Annotated in this window: 23 protein-coding genes; 11 read left to right on the top strand and 12 right to left on the bottom strand. The window is 70.9% G+C overall.

The window, feature by feature from the left end:
- Positions 1 to 24: 24 nt before the first annotated feature.
- The gene (locus Q0599_RS13945) at positions 25 to 1,575 is read right to left on the bottom strand and encodes a sulfatase-like hydrolase/transferase (RefSeq protein WP_298830343.1); all 1,551 of its coding nucleotides are present in this window, start codon (positions 1,573 to 1,575) and stop codon (positions 25 to 27) included.
- 63 nt (positions 1,576 to 1,638) lie between these two features.
- Here Q0599_RS13945 and Q0599_RS13940 point away from each other — a divergent pair, with 63 nt between their 5' ends.
- Both Q0599_RS13940 and Q0599_RS13935 read left to right on the top strand, forming a co-directional pair.
- Positions 1,639 to 2,145 (top strand): MarR family transcriptional regulator, encoded by a 507-nt coding sequence (locus Q0599_RS13940; protein ID WP_298830341.1) that lies wholly within the window; start codon positions 1,639 to 1,641, stop codon positions 2,143 to 2,145.
- Entirely contained in the window at positions 2,142 to 3,323 is a 1,182-nt protein-coding gene (locus tag Q0599_RS13935) for an MFS transporter (RefSeq protein ID WP_298830339.1), read from the top strand. The genes Q0599_RS13940 and Q0599_RS13935 overlap by 4 nt, the downstream gene beginning before the upstream one ends.
- A gap of 47 nt (positions 3,324 to 3,370) precedes the next feature.
- Here the strand turns inward: Q0599_RS13935 and Q0599_RS13930 are convergent, their stop codons facing one another.
- Both Q0599_RS13930 and Q0599_RS13925 read right to left on the bottom strand, forming a co-directional pair.
- A complete protein-coding gene (locus Q0599_RS13930; RefSeq protein WP_298830337.1) occupies positions 3,371 to 4,006 on the bottom strand; it encodes a retropepsin-like aspartic protease in 636 nt (211 codons plus the stop codon).
- A 2-nt stretch (positions 4,007 to 4,008) separates the two neighbouring features.
- A complete protein-coding gene (locus tag Q0599_RS13925) occupies positions 4,009 to 4,497 on the bottom strand; it encodes a YajQ family cyclic di-GMP-binding protein (protein WP_298830336.1) in 489 nt (162 codons plus the stop codon).
- Positions 4,498 to 4,513: 16 nt separating this feature from the next.
- Here Q0599_RS13925 and murB point away from each other — a divergent pair, with 16 nt between their 5' ends.
- A complete protein-coding gene (gene murB, locus Q0599_RS13920; RefSeq protein WP_298830335.1) occupies positions 4,514 to 5,530 on the top strand; it encodes a UDP-N-acetylmuramate dehydrogenase in 1,017 nt (338 codons plus the stop codon).
- A 4-nt stretch (positions 5,531 to 5,534) separates the two neighbouring features.
- Here murB and Q0599_RS13915 read toward each other — a convergent pair whose 3' ends face one another.
- Entirely contained in the window at positions 5,535 to 6,611 is a 1,077-nt protein-coding gene (locus Q0599_RS13915; RefSeq protein WP_298830334.1) for a PQQ-dependent sugar dehydrogenase, read from the bottom strand.
- A gap of 58 nt (positions 6,612 to 6,669) precedes the next feature.
- Positions 6,670 to 6,981 carry a pyrimidine/purine nucleoside phosphorylase gene (locus Q0599_RS13910; protein WP_298830332.1) on the bottom strand — a complete coding sequence of 104 codons (312 nt, stop codon included), beginning with the start codon at positions 6,979 to 6,981 and terminating at the stop codon, positions 6,670 to 6,672.
- A 157-nt stretch (positions 6,982 to 7,138) separates the two neighbouring features.
- Here Q0599_RS13910 and Q0599_RS13905 point away from each other — a divergent pair, with 157 nt between their 5' ends.
- The 3 genes from Q0599_RS13905 (at position 7,139) to Q0599_RS13895 (ending at position 11,695) form a co-directional block, all read left to right on the top strand.
- A complete protein-coding gene (locus tag Q0599_RS13905; RefSeq protein WP_298830330.1) occupies positions 7,139 to 8,695 on the top strand; it encodes an ATP-binding protein in 1,557 nt (518 codons plus the stop codon).
- A gap of 26 nt (positions 8,696 to 8,721) precedes the next feature.
- Positions 8,722 to 9,828, top strand: a complete 1,107-nt coding sequence (locus tag Q0599_RS13900; RefSeq protein WP_298830329.1) for a hypothetical protein — start codon at positions 8,722 to 8,724, stop codon at positions 9,826 to 9,828.
- A gap of 121 nt (positions 9,829 to 9,949) precedes the next feature.
- The gene (locus tag Q0599_RS13895; protein WP_298830328.1) at positions 9,950 to 11,695 is read left to right on the top strand and encodes a long-chain fatty acid--CoA ligase; all 1,746 of its coding nucleotides are present in this window, start codon (positions 9,950 to 9,952) and stop codon (positions 11,693 to 11,695) included.
- Here the strand turns inward: Q0599_RS13895 and Q0599_RS13890 are convergent.
- From Q0599_RS13890 to Q0599_RS13875, 4 genes are all read right to left on the bottom strand, one after another.
- Complete coding sequence (locus tag Q0599_RS13890) at positions 11,692 to 12,252, bottom strand: DUF924 family protein (RefSeq protein ID WP_298830326.1); 561 nt, start codon at positions 12,250 to 12,252, stop codon at positions 11,692 to 11,694. The genes Q0599_RS13895 and Q0599_RS13890 overlap by 4 nt on opposite strands.
- Positions 12,253 to 12,257: 5 nt before the next feature.
- Positions 12,258 to 14,339 (bottom strand): prolyl oligopeptidase family serine peptidase, encoded by a 2,082-nt coding sequence (locus tag Q0599_RS13885; protein ID WP_298830468.1) that lies wholly within the window; start codon positions 14,337 to 14,339, stop codon positions 12,258 to 12,260.
- A 77-nt stretch (positions 14,340 to 14,416) separates the two neighbouring features.
- A complete protein-coding gene (locus Q0599_RS13880) occupies positions 14,417 to 14,692 on the bottom strand; it encodes a GNAT family N-acetyltransferase (protein WP_298830324.1) in 276 nt (91 codons plus the stop codon).
- A gap of 16 nt (positions 14,693 to 14,708) precedes the next feature.
- On the bottom strand, positions 14,709 to 15,263 hold the full coding sequence (locus tag Q0599_RS13875) for a YaeQ family protein (protein ID WP_298830323.1): 555 nt from the start codon (positions 15,261 to 15,263) through the stop codon (positions 14,709 to 14,711).
- A 79-nt stretch (positions 15,264 to 15,342) separates the two neighbouring features.
- On the opposite strand from Q0599_RS13875, the gene Q0599_RS13870 reads away from it, so the two are divergent.
- On the top strand, positions 15,343 to 16,227 hold the full coding sequence (locus Q0599_RS13870; RefSeq protein ID WP_298830321.1) for an ion transporter: 885 nt from the start codon (positions 15,343 to 15,345) through the stop codon (positions 16,225 to 16,227).
- A 3-nt stretch (positions 16,228 to 16,230) separates the two neighbouring features.
- Here Q0599_RS13870 and Q0599_RS13865 read toward each other — a convergent pair whose 3' ends face one another.
- The gene (locus Q0599_RS13865; protein WP_298830320.1) at positions 16,231 to 16,761 is read right to left on the bottom strand and encodes an SRPBCC family protein; all 531 of its coding nucleotides are present in this window, start codon (positions 16,759 to 16,761) and stop codon (positions 16,231 to 16,233) included.
- Positions 16,758 to 17,879, bottom strand: a complete 1,122-nt coding sequence (locus Q0599_RS13860; RefSeq protein ID WP_298830319.1) for an oxidoreductase — start codon at positions 17,877 to 17,879, stop codon at positions 16,758 to 16,760. The genes Q0599_RS13865 and Q0599_RS13860 overlap by 4 nt, the downstream gene beginning before the upstream one ends.
- 55 nt (positions 17,880 to 17,934) lie before the next feature.
- Here Q0599_RS13860 and gorA point away from each other — a divergent pair, with 55 nt between their 5' ends.
- The 4 genes from gorA (at position 17,935) to Q0599_RS13840 (ending at position 23,936) form a co-directional block, all read left to right on the top strand.
- Complete coding sequence (gene gorA / locus Q0599_RS13855) at positions 17,935 to 19,287, top strand: glutathione-disulfide reductase (RefSeq protein ID WP_298830317.1); 1,353 nt, start codon at positions 17,935 to 17,937, stop codon at positions 19,285 to 19,287.
- Positions 19,288 to 19,321: 34 nt separating this feature from the next.
- Positions 19,322 to 19,801 (top strand): hypothetical protein, encoded by a 480-nt coding sequence (locus tag Q0599_RS13850; protein ID WP_298830315.1) that lies wholly within the window; start codon positions 19,322 to 19,324, stop codon positions 19,799 to 19,801.
- Positions 19,802 to 19,875: 74 nt separating this feature from the next.
- Entirely contained in the window at positions 19,876 to 21,825 is a 1,950-nt protein-coding gene (locus Q0599_RS13845; protein WP_298830313.1) for an LTA synthase family protein, read from the top strand.
- A gap of 41 nt (positions 21,826 to 21,866) precedes the next feature.
- Positions 21,867 to 23,936 (top strand): M3 family metallopeptidase, encoded by a 2,070-nt coding sequence (locus Q0599_RS13840; protein ID WP_298830311.1) that lies wholly within the window; start codon positions 21,867 to 21,869, stop codon positions 23,934 to 23,936.
- A gap of 17 nt (positions 23,937 to 23,953) precedes the next feature.
- On the opposite strand, the gene Q0599_RS13835 is transcribed toward Q0599_RS13840, so the two are convergent.
- Positions 23,954 to 26,944: a PAS domain-containing protein gene (locus Q0599_RS13835; protein WP_298830309.1), complete on the bottom strand. Its 2,991-nt coding sequence runs from the start codon at positions 26,942 to 26,944 to the stop codon at positions 23,954 to 23,956.
- Between the last annotated feature and the right edge of the window lie 10 nt (positions 26,945 to 26,954).

Below are 26,954 nucleotides of genomic sequence, written 5' to 3'. Positions count from 1 at the left end.
GTCTGTCTCCTTGCAGTGTTCGGTTCACCATTGGCCGAAGTACACGCCGGCCTGCTTGTGTCGGTTGGTGCGCTGCTCGACGAACTCGTCGCTCACCGTCGTGCGGTGCTTGCGGCGCGCCAGGAAGTCGAGCAGCCGCTCGCGCAGCGCCTGTCGCACCGGGGCATGCCCGGCGTCGCGGCCGAGGTCCTGCATCTGGTCCGGGTCGGCGGCGAGGTCGAACAGTTGCTCGGGCTCGTCGAGCCAGTACACGTAGCGCCAGCGCTCGTCGCGGATCGAGAAGGCGCGCGCCTGCTGCGGCGTCTTGCCCAGCCGCAGGCGCGCCTCGCGAAAGCCGTAGTCGAGTTCGCTGTAGACGAAATCGCGCCACGACGGCGACTCGCCATGCAGCAGCGGCCGCAGGCTGCGACCCTCGATGCGCTGCGAGGCGCCGCTCACGCCGAGGGCATCGAGCACCGTGGGTACCAGGTCCACGCCCTCGACGAAGCGCGGTTCGACGCGGCCGCGCGTGGCATCGGCCTCGCGGCGCGGGTCCATGACGATGAAGGGCACCTTCTGGACGGTGTCGTAGAACAGCTCCTTCTCGCCCAGCCAGTGGTCGCCGAGGAAGTCGCCGTGGTCGGCGGTGAAGACGACCAGCGTGTCGTCCATCCGCCCCATCGACTGCATCGTGTCGAACAGCCGGCCGAGGTGGTCGTCGAGCTGCTTGATCAGCCCCTGGTAGGCGGGGCGCACGGTGCGGATGCACTCGTCGTTCTGGAAGCTGACGCATTCCTCCTGCTGCCGGTAGGCGGCGACGACGGGGTGCGCGTCGTGCAGCTCGGCCTCGCTGCGCACCACCGGCAGGCACTGCTCGGGCCGGTACATCGCGTGGTAGGGGGCCGGCGCCATGTAGGGCCAGTGCGGCTTCACGTAGCTCAGGTGAAGCACCCAGGGGCGGCTGCCCTGCTCGCGCATGAAGCGGATCGCCTGGTCGGTCATGTAGGCGGTCTCGGAATGCGCCTCCTGCACGCGCGCCGGCAGGTGCACGTTGCGCATGTGCCAGCCGCTGGCCAGCTGACCCTGCGCGTCGATGCCGGCGATGACGTAGTCGCTCCACGGGTCGTCGCCCGCGTAGCCGTGCGCGCGCAGGAAGGCGGGGTAGCCGCTCTCGTGGCCGGGCGTGTGGTGGCCGTCGTAACGGTCGATTTCGACGAAGCCGCCGCGTTCGAGGAAGGTGCCCAGTTCGCTGCCACCGTCCAGCGCCAGGCGCGCCAGGCCGGCGTGGTCGGGCATCACATGGGTCTTGCCCGCCAGTGCCAGCGTGCGGCCGGCATCCTTCAGGTACTCGCCCAGCGTCACCTCGCCGATCGACAGCGGCACGCGGTTCCAGGTCGCGCCGTGGCTGACGGGATAGCGGCCGGTATAGAAGCTCATGCGGCTCGGGCCGCACACGCCGCTGTTGACGAAGGCATTGGCGAAGCGCACGCCGCGCCGCGCCAGCGCGTCGAGGTTCGGCGTCGTCAGGTAGGGGTGGCCGGCGCAGGACAGGTGGTCCCAGCGCAGCTGGTCGGCCATGATGAAGAGGATGTTCATGGGTTTGCCGGCAGCCATGCTAGGTGCCGCACAATGGATTGCAGAAATCAATCCATCTCGGCAATGACCCTCAGAGACCCGCAGGGCCTGGACGACCTGCTGAACTACCGGCTGGCGCGGCTGCATGCGCTCAGCGGTGCGCCGGTGGTGCGGCTGTGCGAGGGGCGCTACGGCATCACGCGGCGCGAGTGGCGCCTGCTCGCCCTGCTGGCGGCCCAGGGCGCGACATCGCCGTCGGAACTGGCCGATCGCGCCCACCTCGACCGGGCACGGACGTCGCGGGCGATCGGCTCGCTGTCGGCCAAGGGGCTGGTGCAGCGCGTGGCGCGGCCGGGCGATGCTCGCCGCGCGGTGGTCCAGGTCACCCCGTGCGGGCAGTCGCTCTACGAGGAAATGTTTCCGCAGGTCGCCGCGATCAACCGTGCGATGCTCGATGCGCTCGACGAACCGTTGCTGGCGGCGCTCGACGAGGCGCTGCGGCGGCTGACGTCGCACGCGGCGGCGCTGGGCACGCAGCTGGTGAGCGGCGTGCAGGCCGACCGGCGCCGCGGCGGCACGGCGCGGCGGTGAGTCCGCCGGGCTTTCGCGCCACCGTCGCGGCCCTGGCGGCGGGCCAGCTGCTGTGCTGGGCGGCGCTCTACTATGGCTTCTCGTCCTTCGTGCTGCCGATGCAGCGTGCACTGGGCTGGAGCAAGCCCGAGGTGATGGGGGCCTTCACCGTCGGACTGGGCGTGTGGGGCGCCACCACCTACGCCGTCGGCGCCGCCATCGACCATGGCCGGGGCCGCATGGTGATGACGCTGGGTGCCGCGCTGGCCGGGCTCGGCTTCCTCGCCTGGTCGCGCGCGACCAGCCTGCCGTGGCTTCATGGCGCCTGGGTGCTGCTCGGCGCGGCGATGGCGATGACGCTCTACGAACCGGCCTTCAACGTGCTGACCAGGCGGTTTCCGGCGCAGTACCGCGAGGGCATCACGGCGCTGACGCTGGTCGGCGGCTTCGCCAGCACGCTGTCGTTCCCTGCCGTGGCGGCGCTGGTCGCTTGGCTCGACTGGCGCGGTGCGCTGGCGGCGATCGGCGTGGTGCTGCTCGCCGTCGGGGCGCCGCTGCACGCCTGGGCCCTGCGCGGCACGCCGACGCACGACAGCCCGGGGCGGCCCCACGATGCCGCCGACGATGCCACGCTGCACGAGGCGCTGCGCGAACGCACCTCCTGGCTGCTCACCGCCACCTTCACGCTGTATGCCTTTGCCGCCGCGGCGCTGTGGGCGCACATCATGCCGGCCTTCGCCGCCAAAGGGCTGAGCGAGGCCAGTGCGCTGGCGGTGGTGGTGTGGTTCGGGCCCGCCCAGGTGGCCGGCCGGCTCGCCTTCCTCGCCTTCGGGCGCTGGGTGTCGACGCGTCTGCTCGGCCTCGTCGTGCTGGGCGGGTTGCCGCTGTCGCTGGCGATCTTCGCGCTGGCCGACGGCAGGCTCGCGTTGCTGCTCTTCGCCACGCTGTTCGGCCTGGCCAACGGCCTGGTCACCATCGTGCGCGGCAACCTGGTGCCGCAGTACTTCGGCCGCGAACACGTCGGTCGCATCAGCGGCGCGATGAGCGCGATCGCGCTGCTCTCGCGCGCCGCCGCGCCGCTGGCCACCGCTTGGCTGCTGCTGGCGCTGCCGGGCTACCGCGAACTGCTGCTCGGTCTGGCGGCGGTGGGGGCCGTGGCGGTGGGGGCCTTCGCGCTGGCGCGGCCGCCGCGGCGCTGATCTCGGCGCGACGAACACAGATCCGTTGCGACCTGCACCGCCGGTCGTCAGTAGCGCTTGTCGAGCACCAGCACGTCGGCATCGCGCCTCATCTGGAAGCGCGACAGGAAGCTGTTGCCGAGCAGGACGATGTCCATCGGCGAGGGGACCACGGTGGCGTCGACGTTGTAGACCGTCACGTCGCCGATGCGCACCTCGCGCAGCGAGACGCGGTGCGCGACCACGTCGCCATTGGCGGTGCGCACCATGCCGCGCTGGCCGCGCGAAAAGTCCACGCCGATGCGCCGGGCTTCCGCCTCGCTCATTGCGACGTTGGTGGCGCCGGTGTCGACGACGAAGCGCACCGCGCGGCCGTTGATCGAACCCTGGGTGACGAAGTGCCCGCCCGATCCGGCCGCGAGCACGATCTGCGTGCCGCTGCCGGCGCTCGCCGCGCCGCCGAGGTTGACCTGGGCGCCGCCGAGCGGCAGCGTCTGGCGCTTGCCGCCGACCTCGACCACGGTCTCGCTGCCGGTGACACGGATCACCTTAACGCCGGCGACGGTGCTGCCCGCGGCGACGGTGCGCGGCGTGCCGTCGATCACCAGCAGGGCCTTGTCGCCGAGGCTGCCGCTCATCGACACGCTCTGCGCGAGCGCGATCGCCGGCAGCAGGGAAAGCACGGCCGCCGGCGCAATCTTCAAGGTCAGTCGCGGAAGTTGTTGAACGAGACCGGCGCCTCGGGCACGGTCTTGCGGATCAACTGCATGGCCGCCTGCAGGTCGTCGCGCTTGGCGCCGGACACGCGCACGGTGTCTCCCTGGATGGCGGCCTGCACCTTCATCTTGCTCTGCTTGATGGCGGCCTGGATCTTCTTGGCGGTGTCGCTGTCGACGCCGCTCTTCACCGTGAGCACCTGCTTGACCTTGTCGCCGCCGATCTTCTCGATCTTCGCGCTGCCATCGATGAAGCGTGCATCGACGCCGCGCTTGGCAAGCTTGGCGGTGAGGATGTCCTTCACCTGGCCGATCTGGAAGTCGCTGTCGGCATGGACCGTGATCTGCTTCTCGGTCAACTCCACGCCGGCCGACGAGCCCTTGAAGTCGAAGCGCGTGGCGATTTCCTTGGCCGACTGGTCGACGGCGTTGCGCACCTCGACGAGGTTGGGTTCGATGACGGTGTCAAAGCTCGGCATAGGCGAAAATTCTCGCATGCAAATCGAGTCGGGCGTCAGCCTGAAGCCATACAACACGTTCGGATTGCCCGCAATTGCGCAACAGTTGGTGCGCATCGCGAGCGACGCGGACGTGCGTCGCGTCGTCGACCACCCGAGCCTGGGCCGCGCGCCCAAGTTCATCCTCGGCGGCGGCAGCAACATCATCCTGACGCGCGACATGCCTCAGGTGGTGCTGAAGGTCGAGGTGCGCGGCATGCGCCTCGTCGAGGAGCGCAGCGACGCCTGGATCGTCGAGGCCGGCGCCGGCGAGGGCTGGCACGGATTCGTCGCCTGGACGCTGGAGCAGGGCTGGCCCGGGCTGGAGAACCTGGCGCTGATACCCGGCAGCGTCGGTGCAGCGCCGGTGCAGAACATCGGCGCCTACGGGCTGGAGCTGAAGGACCGCTTCGAATCGCTCGACGCGGTGGATCTCGTCACCGGCCGCAGCGTCACGCTCGGCCCCGGCATCTGCGCCTTCGGCTACCGCGACAGCGTGTTCAAGCACTCGCTGGCCGGCCGCACGCTCATCACCCGGGTGCGCTTTCGCCTGCCGCGGCCCTGGCAGCCCGTGCTCGGCTACCTCGACATCGAGCGGCGCATGCGCGACAGCGGCATCTCCAACCCGACGCCGCGGCAGATCTTCGACTGGGTGTGCGCGATCCGCCGCACCAAGCTGCCGGACCCGGCGCTGATCGGCAATGCCGGCAGCTTCTTCAAGAACCCGGTGGTTACGCCCGAGCAGTGCCGCGACATCATCGGCCGCGATCCGGAGATCGTGCATTACCCGATGCCCGACGGCACGGTGAAGCTGGCTGCCGGCTGGATGATCGACGCCTGCGGATGGAAGGGCAAGGCGGTCGGCCAGGCAGCGGTGTACGACCGGCAAGCCCTCGTGCTGGTCAACCGTGGCGGCGCCATCGGCTCGGAGGTGATGACGCTGGCGCGCGCCATCCAGGAGAGCGTCTACGGGCGCTTCGGCATCCGGCTGGAGCCCGAGCCGGTGGTGGTCTGATCGATCAGCGCTCGAGGCGCAGCACCCGGCCGTCACTGCCGTCGGTGACCAGGTAGAGCCAGCCGTCCGGGCCCTGACGGACGTCGCGGATGCGCTCGCCAAGGTCTTCCAGCAGCCGCTCCTCGGCGATGACCCGCCCGCCGTCGAGGCCGAGGCGCACGAGCACGCGGGCCTTGAGCGCGCCGACGAACAGGCTGCCCTTCCAGCCCGGATAGCGCTCGCTGGTGAGGAAGGCCATGCCGCTGGGGGCGATCGACGGCACCCAGACCTTCAACGGCTCCTCGTAACCCGGCTTGGGCCCGTCCTCGCCGATGCGCGTGCCGACGACATAGTTGCGGCCGCGGGTGACCAGCGGCCAGCCGTAGTTCCGCCCGCCCTTCGGCGCGTTGACCTCGTCGCCGCCTTGCGGGCCATGCTCCAGGGTCCACAGTTCGCCGCTGACCGGATGGGCCGCGGCGCCCTGGATGTTGCGGTGCCCGAGACTCCACACCTCGGGCGCGGCGAACTTCGGGTTGTCGGCCGGTGGCCGGCCCTCGCGGTCGATGCGGACCACCTTGCCCAGGTGGTTGGCCGGATTCTGCGCGTCTTCCTTGCGCGAGAAGCGGTCGCCCAGGCCGACCCACAGCGTGCCGTCGCGGCCGAAGACGATGCGCGAGCCGCAGTGGTGGCGGCTGGTCACCTTCGGCCGCTGGCTGAAGATGGTGCGCACCTCCACCAGCCGGTCGCCGACGAGCCGGCCACGGGCGACCGCGGTCGAATTGCCGCCGTCACCCGGCTCGGCGAAGGTCCAGAAGACGAGACCGTTGTTCGCGAAGTCGGGGTCGACGGCGACGTCGAGCAGCCCGCACTGGCCGCCGCCATCCACCGCAGGCAGGCCGCTCAGCGGCGCACCGACGCGACCGTCGGCGCGGGCGATGCGCAGCCGGCCGGGCTTCTCGGTGACGAGCATGCGGCCGTCGGGCAGGAAGGCCAGGGCCCAGGGATGGTCCAGGCCGGTCACCACCGGCACCGGCCTCAATGCCTGCGCGCCGGCGGCGCCCCAGGCGAGTGCAACGAGGAGGAAGGCGATCAGTCGGCGCATGGGGTGGCATGCTGCCGCGAAACGCGCACCCCCGTCCGCGCAGGGGTTCTGCCGATCGTCAGAGGAAGTGGCAGACGTAGTGCAGCGTCTGCGTCACCTCGATGTCGAAGGCCGACTGGCCCGGCACGTCGAAGGACTGGCCACCACGGTAGTTCGCCCAGTCGGCGGCTCCCGGCAGCTTGACCCGGCATTCGCCCTCCAGCAATTCCATGCGCTCGGGCGCGCCGGTCGTGAAGCGCAGCGTCGAGGGCAGGATCACGCCGACGCTCTTCCTGCTGCCGTCGGCCAGTTCCAGGCTGTGCGAGACGCACTTGCCGTCGAAATAGACGTTCGCGCGGGTGCGCACGGTGGCTTGCAGGCTGTCGGTCATGGTCGTCGGACGGTTCGAGGGGAGCGCGGATGCTAGCGCAGGCCTGTGAGGGTCTGTATCGCCCCGGCAATAGCTCACGCTTGCGGGCGCGGCGCGCAACGACACGACGGCGACGACGGCGGCGGCGCGTTGTAATCGATGACCGAACCGCCGCGCCATGCTCGCCACCACCACTGACCTGCCGCTCGAGGCGATCCTCGACACCGCTTTCGTCGGCATCGCCGTCACGCGCGACCGCCAGTTCCAGCACGCCAATCCGCGCTTCGAAGAGATCTTCGGCTGGCCCCCCGGCACACTGGTCGGCTGCAGCGGACGCGCCGTGTGGCCCAGCGACGCGGCCTATGCCGACGTCGGCCGCCACGCCTCACCGCTGCTGCAGTCCGGCGCCGCCTTCGAGGGCGAGTTCGAGATGGCGCGGCGCGACGGCAGCGTGTTCTGGGCCAACCTGCGCGCGCGGGCGATCGACCGGCGGCACCCGGGCAGCGGCGGCACGATCTGGATCGTCGACGACATCACCGAGCGCCGTCGCGTCGCGGCCGCGCTGGCCGACGCGCGCGACCAGGCCGAGTCGGCCAACCGCGCGAAGAGCGAGTTCCTTGCCAACACCAGCCATGAGATCCGCACGCCGCTCAACGGCCTGCTCGGCCTGGTGCGCCTGGCCCAGGACCCGTCGCTGCCGCCGGCGCGGCTGCGCGAGTGTCTCGAACACATCGACGACAGCGCCCAGGCGCTCGCCGGACTGATCTCGGACATCCTCGACCTGTCCAAGATCGAAGCCGGCCGGCTGACGCTCGAGCAGGTCGACTTCGACCTGCACCAGATGCTCGTCCAGATGCGCGACGCCTACGCCGAACTCGCCGCGGCGAAAGGTCTGGAGTTCCGCTTCGAACTGGACCCCGGCGTGCCGCAGTGGGTCAACGGCGACCCGGTGCGGCTGCGCCAGATCCTCGCCAACTATCTGGGCAACGCGCTCAAGTTCACCGAGCAGGGCTGGATCGCGCTGCGCGCGACGCGGCGCGTCGACGGACGTTCCCGGCTCGAGGTGCGCGACAGCGGACCGGGCATTCCGACCGAGCTGCAGCCGCGCATGTTCCACCCGTTCTCGCAGGCCGATGCCTCGACGACGCGGCGCTTCGGTGGCACCGGCCTCGGCCTGAGCATCTGCCGCCAGCTCGCCGTGCTGATGCGCGGCGGCGTGGGCATGCTCAGCACGCCCGGGGAGGGCAGCCGCTTCTGGACGGACCTGCCGCTGAACCGCGCCGCCGGACAGGCGGCAGCGTTGCCGACGCGCTTCGCACCGGTGGATGCGCTGAAGGACGCACGCATCCTGCTCGTCGAGGACCATCCAGTGAACACCCTGGTGGCCGAGGCGACGCTGGCGCACTGGGGCGCGCAGGTCGTGACCGCGGCCAACGGCGAGCAGGCGCTGCGGGCTGTGGCCGAGGCGACGCGGCGCGGCACACCGTTCGACGCGGTGCTGATGGACCTGCAGATGCCGGTGCTCGGCGGCATCGACGCCACCATCGCGATCCGCCGCTCGCACGGTGCGGGCATGCTGCCGGTGATCGCGCTGACCGCCGACGCCTTGATGTCGCAGCGCGACAGTGCGCTGCGCCACGGCATGAACGACTTCCTCGCCAAGCCGATCGACCCCGATCGGCTGGTGCGCGTGCTGGCGCACTGGGTGCGCCGGGCGCGCGCGGCACGCGGCTGAGTCGGCACCGCCCTCCCTGCTCGGCCATGCTTCGCCTCCTGCAACGCAGCGAACGCGCCATCTCCTCGGCGCCGACGGGCGCGCCGCGGGCCCGGCTGCTGGCGCAGCGGGTGCTGCTGCTGGCGCGGCACTGGCGCGTCGGCGAGCTGCCCGAGGCGCTGAGCACGGCGCAGGCTGCGGTGCAGGCCGCCGACGACCGGCTGGCGGTGGCCGAGTTCGAACTGGCTCGCGGCGTGGCGATGTACTACGGGACGCAGACCCGCGAGGCCATCGTCCCGGTGCAGCAAGCGCGCGATGCCGCCATCGCGCTCGGCGAAGCGGGACTCGAGGCCGAATGCGAAGCCTGGCTCGGCTGCATCCGCGGCACCCTGCACCACGATCCGTGCGAGGTGCTGCCGCACCTGCGCCAGGCGGTGCGGCTGGGCGGCGCGCAGCGGCCGCTGGCCGCGGCGCGCGCGCTCTATGTCGTGGCCACGCTCTACCAGGAAGCCGACCTCGTCGACGAAGCGGTGCGCCACTACCGGCGCGCCAGCGGCATCGCCCGCGCCGAGAACGACGAGCAGCTGGTCGCCGCCGTGCATCGCTACATGACGCTGGCGCAGGCCCAGCAGGTGCGCCGCGCGCGGGCCGCCGGTCGGCTCGATGGCGAGCAGCTCAAGCAGGCGCTCGTCGCCCTGGGCAGTGCGCAGCAGCTCGCCGCGGCGCTGACCATCGACGACACCGGGCTGCAGTCCAACCTGCGTCTCGGCGAAATGCTGCGCCTGTCGGGGCAGTACGCTCAGGCGTCGGCGGTGTTCGAACGCACCGTCGACCCGGCGGCGCGTGCCGGCATGACCTGGGAGGCGACGATCGCGCGGGCCGACCATGCGGTGTGCCTCGCGCACGCAGGGCGCCTCGACTCGGCGGTGCGCGAGGGCGACCTGGCCGCGGTGGAGGTGGCGCCGCACTTCGACGATTATTCGCAGGCGGTCGTGCACGACGCGCTGGCCGAACTTGCCGGACTGCTGGGCCGGGCTCGGCAGCAGGCGCGGCATGCGCAGATCGCGCGCCGCGCCTGGGAGGCCGATGCTGCCTACTGCGTTGCTCTGCGTGCAGCGCTGCTCGCACAGGGGCCCTTCGTACCCGCAGACTAGGCCGCTGCTTGTCTCCGGCGCGACAGGGCGGACCGGGGTTCCGCCAGTGGCCGCGCGATCGGCGCTGCGGTATACCCGCAGACGATCCGGCCGCCCTTCGGCCGCCCCCGAGGACCCCTCCGTGCCCGACGCTCCCGCCGTGTCCACCGACGACTGCCTGCGACCGCACCACCGCATCTGGCCACGCCGCCTGCCGCGCAGCGTCGTCGCGCCGAACACCTCGCTGTGGTTCAACCTCGAAGTGTCGGCCGCGCGCTACCCGGACAAGCCGGCCTACCTCTTCTTCGGCCGACCGGTCAGCTACCGCGAACTGCATCGGCAGGCCCTCGCCATCGCCGGCTGGCTGCAGGCGCAGGGCGTGCGAAAGGGCGACCGGGTATCGCTGTTCATGCAGAACTGTCCGCAGTACGTCGCCGCGCTGTACGGCATCCTGCGCGCCGACGCGGTGGTGGTGCCTGTCAATCCGATGAACCGCGCCGACGAGTTCGGCCACTACATCGCCGACCCCGAGGCGAAGCTGGTCATCTGCAGCGCCGACCTCGCCGGCATCGTCGCGCAGGCGAACGCCGCGTTGCCCGCCGCGCAGCGCCTCGCGCATGTGCTGGTGGCGCGCTACGCCGATGCCTTGCCCGACGACGCGCTGCACCCCGACGAGGCGCCCGGCGCCGCCACCGAGCAGTGGCTGCGCGCCGATCCGCCCCTGCCCGAAGGCGGTCCGCGCTGGACGCGCTGGAGCGACGCGCTGGCGCAGCAGCTCGTGCCGGGCGATCACACCGCGCAGCCGGACGACCTCGCGCTGCTGCCTTACACCTCGGGCACCACCGGCCTGCCCAAGGGCTGCATGCATACCCACCGCACGCTGATGCACAACACGGTGGGCGGGCAATGGGGCCACGGCGGGCCGGAGTCGGTGGCGCTCGGCGTGGTGCCGATGTTCCACATCACCGGCATGGTGTACGGCGTGCTCGGCTCGGTCTACCTCGGATCGACCACGGTGATCCTGCCGCGCTGGGACCGCGAACTCGCCGCGCGGCTGATCGCGCGCCACAGGGTCTCGCACTGGACCTGCATCCCGACGATGATCATCGACCTGTTCGGCAGCCCGAACTACAAGAGCTTCGACCTGTCCTCGCTTCGCAACCTCAGCGGCGGCGGCGCGGCGATGCCGCACGCGGTGGCGCAGCGGCTGCAGGACGAGTTCGGCCTGACCTTCGCCGAGGGCTACGGCCTCACCGAGACCGCCGCGCCCAGCCACGCCAACCCGCCGGAGCGCGCCAAGCTGCAGTGCCTGGGGATTCCGATCTTCGGCGTCGATTCGCGCGTGGTCGACCCGCTGACGCTGCAGGAACTGCCGGTGGGCGAGGTGGGAGAGATCGTCACCCACGGTCCGATGGTCTTCAAGGGCTACTGGCGCCACCCGGAGGCGACGCGGGCTGCCTTCGTCACGCTGCCCGGCGACGACAGCGGGCGACAGTTCTTCCGCACTGGCGACCTCGGCCGCATGGACGAGGAGGGCTACTTCTTCCTCACCGACCGGCTCAAGCGGATGATCAACGCCAGCGGCTTCAAGGTCTGGCCGGCCGAGGTGGAGATGCTGCTCTACAAGCACCCGGCGGTGCAGGAGGCCTGCATCATCGCTGCGCGCGACGAGTACCGCGGCGAAACGGTCAAGGCGGTGGTGGTGCTGCGCGCCGAGGCGCGCGGCAGCACTGGCGCCGACGACATCATCGCCTGGGCGCGCGAGCACATGGCGGCCTACAAGGTGCCCAAGCGAGTCGAGTTCGTCGACAGCTTGCCCAAGTCCGGCTCGGGCAAGGTGATGTGGCGGCTGCTGCAGGACCGCGAGGCGCAGCAGGCGAAGGGCTAGAAGCGCGAGCCGGGCTGTTCGAGGAATGCCGCCTCCTGTGCCGTGCTGTCGCGGCCGAGGATGGCATTGCGGTGCGGGAAGCGGCCGAAGCGGCGGATGACCTCGCGGTGCCTGTGCGCGTAGTCCAGCATGTCGCGCAGCGCCGGCTCCTCGCGCGCCAGCGCCTCGAAGCACGCCACGGCGCGGTCCTGCAGCGCCAGGTCCTCGGCATGTTCGAAGGGCAGGTAGGCGAAAGCGCGCTGCAATGGCGGCAGCACGCGGTCGTCGCCGCGCTCGGCCATCGCCAGCGCGAGCGCGCAGGCGGCCGCGTCGCCGGCGAAGGCACGGGGCGTGTCGCGGAAGACGTTGCGGGTGAACTGGTCAAGCACGATGACAGCGGCGAGCCGCTGCGGCGGCGAATCGCCGAAGCGCCGGCCGGCCAGCACCGCGTCGATCATCGCGCCGAAGCGCGCGCGGATTGACGCATCGAAGGCCGCATCCTTGCGAAACCACTCGGCGCGCGGTGACGCCACGTCGCCGAACCAGAAGGCGAGCACGGCCAGCGCGTCGGCGTCCATGGGGCTCAATCGGCGCGCGCGAGCCGCTGCCAGAGGTAGGTGAACTCGATCGCCTGCAGCGTGGCGCGCTGCTCGTTGTCGGCGGCGCCGCCGTGGCCGCCCTCGATGTTCTCGTAGTACAGCACCGGGTGGCCGTACTCGCGCAGCCGCGCCACCATCTTGCGCGCATGTCCCGGGTGCACGCGGTCGTCGCGCGTCGAAGTGGTGAACAGCGGCGTCGGGTAGCGGCCGTCGCGCCGCACGTTCTGGTAGGGGCTGTAGCGCGAGATCGCCGCCCAGTCCTCGGGCACGTCGGGGTTGCCGTACTCGGCCATCCAGCTCGCGCCGGCGAGCAGCTTGTGATAGCGCCTCATGTCCAGCAGCGGCACCTGGCTGACCACGGCATTGAACAGCTCCGGACGCTGCAGCATCACCGCACCGACCAGCAGCCCGCCATTGCTGCCGCCCTCGATGCCGAGGTGGCGCGCGCTGGTGATCCGGTGGCGGATCAGGTCTTCGGCGACGGCGATGAAGTCGTCGTAGCTGCGCTGCTTGTTGGCCTTCAGCGCCGCCTGGTGCCAGCGCGGGCCGAACTCGCCACCGCCGCGGATGTTGGCCACCACCAGCACGCCGCCGCGCGGGTACCAGGCGGCGCCGAAGGCGCGTGAATACCAGGGCTCGAGCGAGACCTGGAATCCGCCGTAGCCGTAGAGCAGCGTCGGGTTCGTGCCATCGGCCCTGGCGCCGCGTGGCCAGACCACGAAATAGGGCACGCGCGTGCCGTCGCGGCTGGTGGCGAAGCGCTGCTCCGTGCGCATGTCGCTGCCGTCGAACGAGGCTGGCAGCATCTTCAGCGTGTCGCGCCTGTCGCTGCCGGTGCGGCCGAGCAGCAGCGAGTCGGGCGTGAGGAAGTCGGCGTAGCTCAGCAGGTAGCTCTCGGCCAGCGGATCGTCGCTGCGCATCGGGTCGTGCAGGCCGGTCACGCCCAGGTTGCCGGGAGAGGGCGCATCGACCACGCGACCGGTGAAGCGGCCGTCAGCCTCGCGCTTCCACTCTTCCAGCCGACCGATGACGTTGTCGTTGACATTGACCAACACATGGCTGCGCGTCAGTGCAGTGCCGGCCAGCGAACGCGTCTCGGTGGGTTCGAACAGCACCTGGAAGCGCCGCTCGCCCTTCTGGTAGGCGGCGAAGTCGGCGGCGAGCAGCGAGCCCCGCGGATGCACGCGCTCGCCGGCGCGCAGGTCGCTGCGCAGCTCGAGCAGCAGCGTGTCGCCCGCCAGCCCCGCGCTGTGCATGAAGGACAGGCGCGCGTCCTCGGGCACGTCGAGCTTCGCCAGACGGTCGCCCTGCAGCAGCAGCGTCTCCTGGCGATAGAAGTCGAGCGCGCGCACGATCAGCGTGCGTTCGAAGCCGGGCGTGTGGTCGACGCTGACGCCGACCCAGACGTCCTCCCTGCGGCCCTCGAACACCGTCTTCGCCTCGGCCAGCGGGGTGCCACGCTTCCAGCGCTTGACGATGCGCGGGTAGCCCGAGTCGGTCATCGAGCCCGGGCCGAAGTCGGTGCCGACATAGAGCGTGTCGGCATCGCCCCAGGCCACGTCCGACTTGGCCTCGGGCAGCACGAAGCCCGCGTCGACAAAGCGCTTCGCCACCGTGTCGAACTCGCGGATCACCTTGGCGTCGGCGCCGCCGCGCGACAGCGACACGAGGCAGCGACGATAGTCCGGCCCGAGGCATTCGGCGCCGCCCCAGACCCAGTTCTCCTTCTCCGCGGCGGCCAGCGCGTCGAGGTCGAGCACCGTTTCCCACCTCGGCGCGGGGCGGCGGTACTCGGCCAGCGTGGTGCGTCGCCACAGGCCGCGCTTGTGCGTGCCGTCCTGCCAGAAGTTGTAGAGCCACTCGCCGCGGCGCGCCACGGTCGGAATGCGGTCCTTCGAGTTGAGCACCTCGAGCAGCCTGGTGCGCGTCGGCGCGAAATCCTCGCGCTCGGCGAGCTGCTTCACGGTCTCGGCATTGCGCTCGCGCACCCAGGCGAGCGCCTTGTCGCCCTGCACGTCCTCCAGCCAGAGGTGCGGGTCGTCGTTGCGGTTCTTGTCGTCGGCCATGGCGTGGGCAGGCAAGGAGGCGGCTGCGGCGCAGAGCAGCCAGCGAGCCAGGGTTCGTCGGTTCGGCATGTCGTTGTTCAGCCCATCAGCGATTGAACTTCCGGGTGGCGGCGCATGTAGGCCTGCACGTAGGAGCACAGCGGACGCACCTTCAGGCCGCGCTCGCGGGCATGGGCCAGCGCCGCGCGCACCAGATCGGCGGCGATGCCCTGTCCCTCGAGCTCGGGCGCCACCTCGGTGTGCGTCATGAACATGACGCCGTCGCGCAGACGGTAGTCGCACACGCACAGGTGGCCGTGGACCAGGGCCCTGAAGCGCCCCGAGGTCTCGTCGTGCTCGATCGTCAGCGTCACGCCCTGCGGCCTCTCTTTACGTCGCGTTCAGGCGCTGCGGCGTGATCTCCACCGACTGCTCGCCGTCGCCCACCCAGGCGGTGCCGTCCTGCACGCTCACCTGCAATTGCATGGTACGTCGGGCCAGCGCGGCCAGCGCCTGGCTCTGCGCGGCATCGACCTGCCAGACCTCGATGTTCGCCGCGCGCGCCAATTTGTTGGCGATGCCGCCCCACCAGATCGGCGTGCTCGCGGCGTAGGCGTAGACGCTGACCCTGTCGGCGCGGCCAGCGGCGCGCAGCAGGCGCTTGTCGTCGGGTTGGCCGACGTCGATCCAGTGGCGGATGCGGCCGGTGAGGTCGCGGTGCCAGAGGTCGGGCTCGTCGGTGTCCGACAGGCCCTTGCCGAACTCCAGCGTGCCTTCGCGGTCGTCGGCCGGCACGTTCAGCGCGAAGGCCAGCACACGCATCAGCATGCGCTCGTCGGTCTCGGAAGGGTGGCGGGCCAGCGTCAGCGCATGGTCGGCGTAGAGGCCGCGATCCATGTCGGCGAGCTGTACGCGGGCTTTGAAGATGGTCGCCTTGAGTGCCATGGGCAGGGTGCAGCGCAAAGCGGCGATTAGACCAGAGCCCGGCCGCGCCACAATGGCACGCGGACTCTGCCCCGACACCATGCCCGACACCGCTGCCCCCCGCGCGCCGGCCGACTCGGCCGCCGACCGCTTCGGCCGTCCCGAGGGCGGCTGGCGGCTGGCGCTGTACACCGTCATCTTCGAGGCCGACACGCGCGCCGGCCGCACCTTCGACGTGGTGCTGATCTGGTTGATCCTCGCCAGCGTCGCGGTGGTGATGCTCGACAGCGTGGGGGCGATCGGTTCGCGCCTGGGCGGCGTCTTCGGCGTGCTCGAGTGGAGCTTCACGGTGCTCTTCACGCTGGAGTACGTTGCCCGGCTCGCCTGCGTGCGCCGGCCCAGGCGCTACGCGACCAGCGCATTCGGCATCATCGACCTGCTGGCCGTGCTGCCGACCTGGCTGGCGCTGCTGGCGCCCGGACTGCACGCGCTGATCGACGTGCGCATCCTGCGGCTGCTGCGCATCTTCCGCGTGCTGAAGATGGGCGCTTACGTCGCCGAATACCGCGCGCTGGGCGCCGCGCTCGCGGCGAGCCGGCGCAAGATTGCCGTCTTCCTCTCCTTCGTGCTGATGGTCGTGCTGGTGATGGGCACGCTGATGTACGTGGTCGAAGGTGCCGACAACGGCTTCACCAGCATCCCGCTGGGCATCTACTGGGCCATCACCACCATGACCACCGTGGGCTTCGGCGACGTCACGCCGAAGACCGACCTCGGCCGGGCGATCGCCTCGGTGATGATGCTGCTCGGCTGGGGCATCCTCGCCGTGCCCACCGGCATCGTCAGCGCCGAATTCACCGCACAGCGCGTGCGGCGAGAGCCGACCACGCGCACCTGCCACGAATGCCTGAGCGAGGGCCACGAGGCCCACGCCAGGTTCTGCCGCGACTGCGGCGCCGCGCTGCCGCCGTATCGGCGCGACTGAGCGTCAGGATCTCTCTGCCAGTGCCTTGAGCCCCGCCAGGCCCTCGGCGAAGTCCTTGCCGACCATGGCGTCGGCGCCGAGCGCAAACCAGCGCATCAGCGGGTTGCTGCCCATGTCGCCGTTGATCGACCAGGTGATGCGCGTGCCGTTGCCTTCTGCCGCCAGCGTCAGCTCGCCGGTGGAGGTGGTGCCGAAGTCGGGGAAGAACAACTCGTAGGCCACCCGCCGATCTGGCTCGGCGGCGGTGAAGGTCATGCGGCCGTTGCCCTCGCTGGCGCTCTGCCACGACCAGGCCGCGCCTTCGCCGCTGGGCGGGCCGCTGTAGTCCATCTGCATCGCCGGGTCGCGGCGGTTCCAGACCGTCCAGTCTTTCCAGCGGCGGGGCTCGGCCACCAGCGCGTAGACCCTGGCCGGCGGCGCCGCGACGACCGTGCTGCGCGACACGGCGAACTTCGGCGAGATCATGTAACCGCCGAGCACCAGCATGGTGGCGAGCAGCAGCACGACGGCGAGCAGCCACTTGAGGATCTTCATCGCGACGCTTCCTGGCGGACGGAGCCGGCAGTCTGCGCCTGCGTGGGCCGGCTGGCAATCGGCGGCGTACCGGCCTCGCACTCGCGAGCCTCGCGCTGGCTGCGCCGCCCCAGTTCGATCAGCGCCATCACCGCCGCGGCCTGCTCGCCGGGCACCGGGTTGTCGCCCTCGCCGCGCAGGGCATCGCGCACAGCCGCATAGAAGGCACCCTGACATCCGGGCAGCAGCGGCCAGTGGTCGGTGTGCAGCGTGTCGCCGCGCATCTGCGTGAGCAGGCTGACGTTGCGGTCTGCGCCCCAGCCGGGCTCCGGCGGCCAGAGCGGGCGCTCGCCGGCCTTCAGCGCGTCTTCCTGCGCGTCCAGCCCGAGCTTGATCCACGACCCTCGCGTGCCATGAACGACGAAGCGCGGCGCGGGCGCAGCCGCCAGCATGCTCGCGCGCAGCACGACGCGCAGGCCCGGATAGCGCAACCGGGCCTGGAACCAGTCGTCGGCCTGCCCAGCGTCCCGCAGCGTGGCCTGGTCGAGCGCGATCGCCTCGGGCCAGCCGAACAGCTGCAGCGCCTGGTCGAGCAGGTGCGGACCGAGGTCGAACCACAGCCCGCCGCCCGGCGCGGCCGACTCGCGCCAGCGGGCGCGCACCTCGGGGCGGTAGCGGTCGAAGGCCGATTCGAGGTGGACGATGCGGCCCAGCGTGCCGCGCTGGAGCAGCGTGCGCAGCGTCAGGAAGTCGCTGTCCCAGCGGCGGTTGTGGAACACCGAGAGCTGCCGGCCGCGCGCATGGGCCAGGGCGCACAGCTCGCGCGCTTCGGCCGGCGTCAGGGTGAAGGGCTTGTCGACCACGACGTGCCGACCGGCGGCCAGCGCGGCGCGTGCCAGCGGGAAGTGGCTGTCGTTGGGGCTGGCGATGACGACGAGGTCGAGGTCGGCCTGCCTGATCAGGGCCCGCGCGTCGGGCAGCACCTCGACCTCGGGCCAGTCGGCGCGCACGCGCGCGGGGTCGCGGCTGGACACCGCCGCCAGCGCCAGCCCGGGCACGCCGCCGATCAGCGGCGCATGGAAGGTCTTGCCGGCGTAGCCATAGCCGATCAGGCCGACGCGCAGCGGGGGCAGGGACATGGCGATCTGCGGCAAGATGAAGGAAGCGCATTGTCGCGCTCGACCGGGAAATTCCATGAGCGACCCTGCCTTCGACCTGTTCGTCATCGGCGCCGGCAGCGGCGGCGTGCGCGCCGCGCGCATGGCGGCGCAGCGCGGCGCGCGTGTCGCCGTCGCCGAGAGCGCTGCCCTCGGTGGCACCTGCGTGAACCTGGGCTGCATCCCGAAGAAGCTGTACAGCTATGCCGCGCACTTCGCCGACGCCTTCGAGCAGTCGCGCGGTTTCGGCTGGACGCCGGGCGAGGCGAGCTTCGACTGGGCGGTCCTGAAGGCCAATCGCGCGCGAGAGATCTCGCGCCTGAACGGCATCTACGAGAAACTGCTGCGCGATGCCGGCGTGAGCATCCTGCGCGGCCGCGCCCGGCTGGCCTCGTCGCAGTCGGTCGACGTCGACGGTGTCGAGCATTCGGCGCGGCACATCCTCGTCGCCACCGGCGGTCATGCGGTGGTGCCCGGGCTGCCCGGCGGCGAGCTGGCAGTGACTTCCGACGCGATGTTCGACCTGCCCGAGTTCCCGCGCCGACTGGTGGTGGTGGGCGGCGGTTACATCGGCTGCGAGTTCGCCTCGATCTTCCGCGGCCTGGGCGCCGAGGTCACGCAACTGGTGCGCGGTCCGCAGATCCTGCGCGGCTTCGACGACGATGTGCGTGGCTTCCTCGCACGGCAGATGGCCCAGCACGGCGTCGTGCAGCTCACCGGCACCGAGCTGGCCGCGATCGAGCGCGCCGCCGGCGGCCTGCGCCTGACCCTGAAGAACGGCCGCACGCTTGACGCCGACGCCGTGCTGGAGGCCACCGGCCGCCAGCCGAACACCGCCGGGCTGGGACTGGAGGCGCTGGGCGTGCGCATGGACGAACGCGGCGCGATCGTCGTCGATGCGGGCTTCGAGTCCAGCGTGGCAGGAATCCACGCAATCGGCGACGTGATCGATCGCCTGCAGCTCACGCCGGTGGCGCTGGCCGAGGCGATGGTGCTGGTCGACCGCCTGTTCGGCAATGGCCAGCGTCGCATCGACTACGAGCTCGTGCCCACCGCGGTGTTCACCCATCCCAACGTGGCGACCGTCGGCCTCAACGAGGCGCAGGCGCGCGAGCGCTTCGGCGGAGTGCGCGTGTTCCGCAGCGAATTCAGGCCGCTGAAGCACACCCTGTCCGGCAGTGCCGAGCGAGTGCTGATGAAGCTGGTGGTCGATGCGGCGAGCGACCGCGTGGTCGGCGTGCACATGGTCGGCGACGACGCCGGCGAGGTGGTGCAGGGATTTGCCGTGGCGATGAAGGCCGGCGCCACGAAGTCGCAGTTCGACGCCACCATTGGCATTCACCCGACCGCGGCCGAGGAGTTCGTGACGATGCGCGAGCCAGTGGCATGATGCGCGCCTGTTCGACCAGCCTCCCTCCAGTTCCATGCGACAACTCACCGTCCTCAGCCTCGCGCTGGCCGCCGTCAGCCTGCCCTGCGCGGCCGACGCCGCCGGCGACAAGCTCAAGCTGGGCATCTTCGGCAACGGCAAGGGCAGCGGTCCGCTGCTCACGCGTGCCGAACTGCGCGAATGTTTCGCCCTGCAGGACCGCGTCAAGACCGGCGGCGAGGCGGCCGCCAGCGAGCGCGACCAGCTCGAGAAGGAAAAGGCCGGCCTGATGCAGCAGCGTGAAGACATCAAGGTCGAGCTCGACAAGCTGGACCTGGCCAATGCAGCGGCGGTCGAGCAGCACAAGGAACGCGCCATGGCGCACGACAAGGCGATCGAGGACTTCGTCGCGCGCAGCAATCAGTTCAACATCCGTGTCTCGGCCATCGAAGCCGACCGCGCCAGCTTCCGCCAGAAATGCGACAACCGCCGCTTCGACCAGCTCGACGAGGCCGCGCTCCGTAAGGGGAAGTAAGTCGCGCCGCGGCCGGCGGCCGTGGCGTCGCGGACAAGCTGGGCTTAATCCGCGGTGCCTACATTGCGGCACCGATGGACGAGCCGCAACGCCACCCTGAATCCCCCCTGGTCGGCCCCGGGCGTCTGTCGCTGGCGGTGCCGCTGCTGCTCGCGTTCCTGGGGGTCAGTGCCCTGACGCGCATCGGCCTGGCGGTCTTCAACGCCGACAGCGCGCTGTTCGAGCCGTTGCGCCTGGGACCGGCGCTGCTCTACGGCCTCGGCTACGACACCGCGGTGGCGCTGTGGTGGTGCCTGCCGTTGGTGCTGCTGGGCTGGTGGTGGCCGCGGGCACGCGCGCCGAGGGCGCTGGGCTGGACGGCGACCGCTCTGGCGATCGGGCTGCTGGGCGGGTTGGTCTTCGTCAGCGTCGCCGAGTTCGTGTTCTGGAACGAGTTCGCGTCGCGCTTCAACTTCATCGCGGTCGACTATCTGATCTACACGCGGGAGGTGATCGGCAACATCCGCGAGTCCTATCCGCTCGCGCCGATGTTCGCCGCCATCGGCGCGGCCACCGGCCTGCTCTCGCTGCCGCTGGTGCGGCCGCTGCGCCGCGCTGCCGCGGCGGGCGCGCCGTGCCTAGGCCGGCGCTCGCTGCAGGCGCTCGCCTACCTGGGCACGGCCAGCGCGCTCACCGTGGCGGTGAACTCCGGCTGGAAGGAGCGGCTGGTCCAGCCGCAGCTCGTGCAGGTCGCCGGCAATGGCGTGTGGGAGTTCTTCCACGCGCTGCGCTACAACCAGATCGACTACGCGCGCTTCTACGCGACCTTGCCCACCGAGCAGGCCGAGGCCGTCCTGCGGCACCGCTTCGACGATCCGGCGCACTACCGGCCGATGCCGCTGCCCGGCATGCCGATCCGCCGTGAGGTCGTGCCGGCAGGGCCGCGTCGCGACATGAACGTGGTGCTGGTCTCGATCGAGAGCCTCGGGGCCGAGTTCGTGGAGAGCCTCGGCGGGGCGCATGGCCTCACCCCGAATCTCGAGCGACTCGGTCGCGAAGGCCTGCTCTTCACGCACATGTACGCTACCGGCACGCGCACCGTGCGCGGGCTCGAGGCGCTGACGCTGTCGGTGCCACCGACCCCCGGCCACGCGGTGCCGATGCGGCCCGACAACGGCGGACTGTTCACGCTGGGCGGCGTGCTCAAGGCGCAGGGCTGGGAGCCGTTGTACGTCTACGGCGGCTACAGCTACTTCGACAACATGTCGAGCTTCTTCGGAGGCAACGGCTACACGGTGATCGACCGCAGCGCGATCGACAAGAAGGACATCCACCACGAGAACATCTGGGGCGTCGCCGACGAGGACCTGTTCGACCTCGCGCTGCGCGAAATCGACGTGCGGGCGGCGGCGGGCCGCAAGGTGTTCGCGCACGTGATGACGACGTCCAACCACCGTCCCTTCACCTACCCCGAAGGCCGCATCGACATCCCCTCCGGCAGTGGCCGCGAGGGCGCCGTGAAATACACCGATCACGCGATCGGGCAGTTCGTCGAGAAGGCGCGGGCACGGCCCTGGTTCGGCAACACGCTGTTCGTCTTCGTCGCCGATCACACGTCGATCGCGCGCGGTCGCAGCGACCTGCCGATGGAGCGCTACCACATCCCGATGGTCGTCTATGCGCCCGGCAAGGTGATGCCGCGATCGGTCGACGCGCTGGCTTCGCAGATCGACGTGGCGCCCACCGTGCTGGGGCTCCTGAACCTCGGCTACGTGTCGGAGTTCTTCGGACGCGACGTGCTGCGCGACAACGTGCAGCCCTCGCTGTTCATGGCCAACTACCAGACCGTGGGCTTCGTCGGCGAGGGTGTCCAGGTCGAACTCCGGCCCAAGCGCGGGTCGCGCGTCTTCGGCGTGGAGGGCGGCCCGCCATCCGCCGACCAGTCCCATGCGGCACTGGACGAGAGCATCGCCTTCTACCAGGTGGCCGCCGACCGCTTTTCCTCACACCACGCCGCCAACCCCGCACCGGCACTGCGGCGCTGAGACTTCTAGAATCGCGGCGTCTCATCACCCCGAGAGCCGCCATGACGTCCGACACCGGCAATCCACTGCTGCAGCCCTGGGACACCGCCTTCGGCCTGCCGCCGTTCGAGCAGATCCGCGCCGAGCATTTCCCGCCGGCTTTCGAGGCGGCGCGTGCCGAGCACCTGGCCGAGATCGACGCCATCGCGGCGCAGCAGGCGCCGCCGAGCTTCGAGAACACCGTTGCCGCGCTGGACCGCAGCGGACGGCTCTACTACCGCGTCGAAGGTGTGTTTCACAACCTCGCCGCCAGCGAGACGTCGCCGGCACTGCAACAGGTCGAACGCGATCTGGCCGCGCAACTGGCGGCGCACCAGAACGCGATCTACATGCATGGCGGACTGTTCGCGCGCATCGATGCGCTGCACTCGCGCCGCGCGGAACTCGGCCTGACGCCCGAGCAGCGCCGCCTGCTCGAGCGCTTCCACTTCGACTTCGTGCGCTCGGGGGCGCGCCTGAGCGGCGCAGCGCAGCGGCGCTACGCGCAGGTGATGGAGCGCCTGGCCGAGCTGACCACGCGCTTCGGCCAGAACGTGCTCGCCGACGAGGCCGCCTACCACCTGGTGCTGCGCGGCGAGGCGGACCTCGCAGGGCTGCCGGACTTCGTGCGCGCCGCGGCACGCCAGGCGGCCGCCGACCGCGGGCTGGGCGACGTGCACGTGATCACGCTGTCGCGCTCGCTGATCGTGCCCTTCCTGACCTTCTCCGAGCGCCGCGACCTGCGCGAGCAGGCCTGGCGCGCCTGGATCGGCCGTGGCGAACATGCCGGCGAGCACGACAACCGCCCGGTGGCGCAGGAGATCCTTGCGCTGCGCAACGAGCAGGCGCGTGCCCACGGCTACGCCTGCTACGCGGACTATGCGCTGGCCGACACCATGGCCGGGACGCGGACAGCGGTGAACCAGCTGCTCGAGCAGGTGTGGACGCGCGCCAAGTCGCGCGCCGAGGAGGAGCGCGAGGCGTTGCAGGCGCTGGTGATGTCGCGCGGCGAGACGCTGCAGATCGACGCCTGGGACTGGCGCTTCTACGCCGAGAAGGTGCGTGCGCTGCGCTACGACCTCGACGAAGCGGCGGTCAAGGCCTACTTCCCGCTGGAGCGCATGGTCGATGCGGCGTTCGACTGCGCGAACCGGCTGTTCGGCCTGAGCTTCCTGCCGCGGCCCGACATCCGCGCCTACCACCCGGACGTGAAGGTCTACGAGGTGCGTGGGCGCGATGGCCGCCACGTGGGCGTGTTCCTGCACGACAACTTCGCGCGGCCGAGCAAGCGCAGCGGCGCGTGGATGAGCAACTACCGCCAGCAGTCGCGCAACACGCCGGGCGGCGGCACGGTGGCGCCGATCGTCGTCAACAACAACAACTTCGCCAAGGGGGTGCCCGGCGAGCCGACGCTGTTGAGCTTCGACGATGCCCGCACGCTGTTCCACGAGTTCGGCCACGGACTGCACGGTCTGCTGTCGAGCGTGACCTACGAGCGGCTGTCGGGCACCAACGTGCTGCGCGACTTCGTCGAGTTGCCGTCGCAGCTGTTCGAGCACTGGCTCACCGAGCCGTCGGTGCTGAAGCAGCATGCGCGTCACCACCTGACCGGCGAGCCGATTCCCGACGAGCTGGTGGCCAAGTTGCATGCCGCGCGCAAGTTCAACCAGGGCTACGAGACGGTGCGCTACACCGCCTCGGCGATGGTCGACATGGCGGTGCATTCGCTGAGCTCGGCCGAAGGGCCGGACATCATCGCGGCCGAGCGCGCCGAACTCGAGCGCATCGGCGCGCCGACGGCCCTGGGCCTGAACCACCGGCTGCCGCACTTCCAGCATCTGTTCTCGGGTTCCAGCTATGCGGCCGGCTACTACGTCTACCTGTGGGCCGAGGTGCTCGACGCCGACGGCTTCGACGCCTTCGCCGAGGCCGGCAACCCCTTCGATCCGGCGGTGGCGCAGCGGCTGCAGCAGTTCATCTATTCGGCGGGCGATTCGCTCGAGCCGCGCGCGGCCTATCGAGCCTTCCGCGGTCGCGAGGCCACGGTCGAGCCGATGCTGCGCAAGAAGGGGCTGGCGCCCGAGCTCGCCTGAGCCGGGTGCGCCGGTCCTCAGCGGCTGGCGTCGACCGAGCCGGCAGGAAAGCGCTGCGCGAGCGCACCGAGGAAGGCGCGGAAGTCGATCGGCTTGGTCCAGTAGTCGTCGAAGCCGGCGCGCAGGGCGAGTTCGATGTCCTGCGGCATGGCGTTGGCCGACAGCGCGATGCACGGAATGCCGGCCGTGTCGGGCTGTGCGCGCAGCCGGCGCAGCACCTCGAAGCCATCGAAGTCGGGCAACTGCATGTCGATCAGCACGAGGTCGGGCCGCAGCAACGCGGCGCGCGCCACGCCGGCCGCACCGGTGGCCTCGCTGGCGACCTGCAGGCCCGACAGGCCGTGCACCAGCTCCTCGACGAGCAGCACGTTGACCGGGTTGTCCTCGATGTAGAGCAGCTGGCCGCGTGCGGCCGGCAACGGCGCGGGCGCGGACGGCACGGCATCGCCGACGGGCTCGGTGTGCGCCGGCGCGGCCGCGCGCGGCAGGCTCACGTCGAAGCGGCTGCCCACGCCGGGCTGGCTGTGCACCTGCACCTGCCCACCCATGCCCGCGACCAGGGCGCGCACGATGGTCAGCCCGATGCCGGTGCCCTCGATGCCGTCGCGCTCGGCGCCCAGTCGGTTGAAAGGCTCGAACAGGCGCTCCAACTGCACGGTGCTCATGCCTCGCCCGCTGTCTTCGACGCTGAGCACGACCATGCCGCCGTCTTCCCGCGTCGACACGCGCACCTCGCCACCGGGCCGGTTGTACTTGATCGCGTTGGTCAGCAGGTTCACCAGCACCTGAAGCGCGCGCGTGCGGTCGGCCGACGCCACGCCGCCACATTCGCTGCACAGCAGCCGCACGCCCTGGCGCTGCGCCAGGGCGGCGACCAGCGGCACGGCCTGCTCGACCAGCGAGGCCAGCGACAACGGCTGCGGGTCGAGGCGCAGATTGCCGGCCTCGAGCCGAGACAGATCGAGCACGCCGTCGATGAGTGACAGCAGATGCTCGCCGGCGGCGCGGATGTGCCCGAGCTTCGCGCTGCGGCCGGGGTCCGCGTCCTCCAGCTGCAGCAGCTGGGTGAAGCCGAGCACCGCGTTCAGCGGCGTGCGCAGTTCATGGCTCATGCGCGCGAGGAACTGGGACTTCGCCTGGCTGGCGCGCTCGGCCACCGCCGTCGCCTGGCGCGCGGCTTCGGCTTCCTTGGCGTCGGTCACGTCCCAGTTGACGCCGATGCGGCGCAGCGTGCGGCCCTGTTCGTCGGCGACGGCGATCGAGCGCGAGGCCAGCCAGCGCACGCTGCCGTCCGGCAGCAGCACACGGAACTCGTAGCGCAGCGGCCAGCGGTCGTGCATGGTGTCGGGGCGGGCGTCGGCGGTGCGTGTGCGGTCCTCGGGATGGACGAGGGCGAGCCGTTCGGTCCGGTTCGGCGGATGCGGTCGCGGCTCGAGGCCGCGCAGGCGGAACATCTGCTCGTCCCAGCGCTCGGCGCCAGTGGCGAAGTCCATCTCCCAGGTGCCGATGCCAGCGCTGCGAGCGGCCAGCGCGGCGCGCTGGTCGACACTGCGCAGGGCCTGCTCGGCGAGGCGGCGCTCGGTCACGTCGATCGTCACGCCGAAGATCATCGTGCGGCCTTGCCAGGGCACGCGCCGCGCGCGGTTGACGAGCCAGCGCACCTCGCCGTCCGGGCGCACGATGCGGTACTCGTGCTCGACGGCGGCGTCCGGCGCCTGCATCAGTTCGTCGTGCGCCTCGCGCATCCTCGGACGGTCGTCCGGGTGGATGATCTGCTCGATCCAACGGGAGCGGTTCGGTGCGCCCTGATCCGGAGACAGCCCGTTGAGCACGAACATCTGCTCGTTCCACTCGCCCCTTTCGGTCTGCGGATCGCGGCTCCAGATGCCGATGCCGGATGCGCTGGTGGCGATCTCCAGGCGCATGGCCAGCTCGCTGGCCTCGCGCCGGCGCTCGAACTGCTCGGTGACGTCGAGCGCGACGCCGAGAAAGGCCAACGGCGTGCCGTCGGTGGCGCGCTGCACCACCCGGCGGGTGAGAACATGGCGCCAGCTGCCATCGTTGCGACGGTAGCGCGCCTGCATGTCGGTAGGGCGGTCCGTCTCCAGCGCGCGGCGGGCGGACTCCAGCACGCCGGGCAGGTCGTCCGGGTGGATGAGGGCGCGTACCTCGTCGAGCGACAGACCCTCCTGCCGCGGCGCGATGCCCAGCACCGCGAAGGCGCGGTCGTTGTAGTACATGCGGTTTCTGCGCAGGTCGTGGCGCCAGATGGCGATGTCCGCCAGTTCGACGGCCAGCTTGAGCTGCGCACTGGCGTCACCCAGCGAGCGGGCCAGCTCGTAAACCTCGGTGTCATCCATCATCACGCCGACGGCGCGCGACGCCCGGCCGTCGGGGTCGGCCTTCACTTCCCACTGCGAGTGCACCCAGCGCACGCCGCCGTCGGGCCGCAGGATGCGGAAGCGCTGCGAGTGCCGTCCCAACTGCGTGAGCAGGTCGTCACGCGGCAGGAGCACGCGGTCGTCCGGGTGGACCCTGCTCATCGCGTCTTCGTATGTCGGCGTCGGCCCTTGGGGATCCAGCCCCCAGAACTCGAAGACCTGGCGGTCCCAGCGCCCGGTGCCGCTGCGCACATCACGCTCCCACACGCCGACGCGGCCGAACTCCTGCGCGCTGTCGAGCATCTCGCGCAGGTGCCGGGCTTCGGCGGCGACGGCGCGCTGTGCCGTGACATCTTCGAACACCCAGACGATGCCGTCTGCGGTGCGGCACGCACGGGTCTCGAACACAGCCTCGCGCACATGGATCTCGACGGCGCCGTTGCCGTCTTGAAGCGCGCTGCCTGCTTCGAGACCCGCCGGCAGGCGGTCACCGAAGCGGCTCCGGTAGCCCTTGTTGCACCACAGCACCCGGCCCTGTGCGTCGCTCAGCGCGAGCAGTTCCCGGGACAGTTCCGCCCAGGCGGCGAGCACCTGAGGCGCGGGCTCTTCTGAGCTGCCTTTGTCCACCGCGCGAGTC

It is taken from the genome of uncultured Piscinibacter sp. (assembly GCF_937952055.1).
Lineage (GTDB): Bacteria > Pseudomonadota > Gammaproteobacteria > Burkholderiales > Burkholderiaceae_C > Piscinibacter.
Note: the sequence above shows the minus strand (reverse complement) of the source record. Positions and strands in the feature narration are given on the sequence as shown.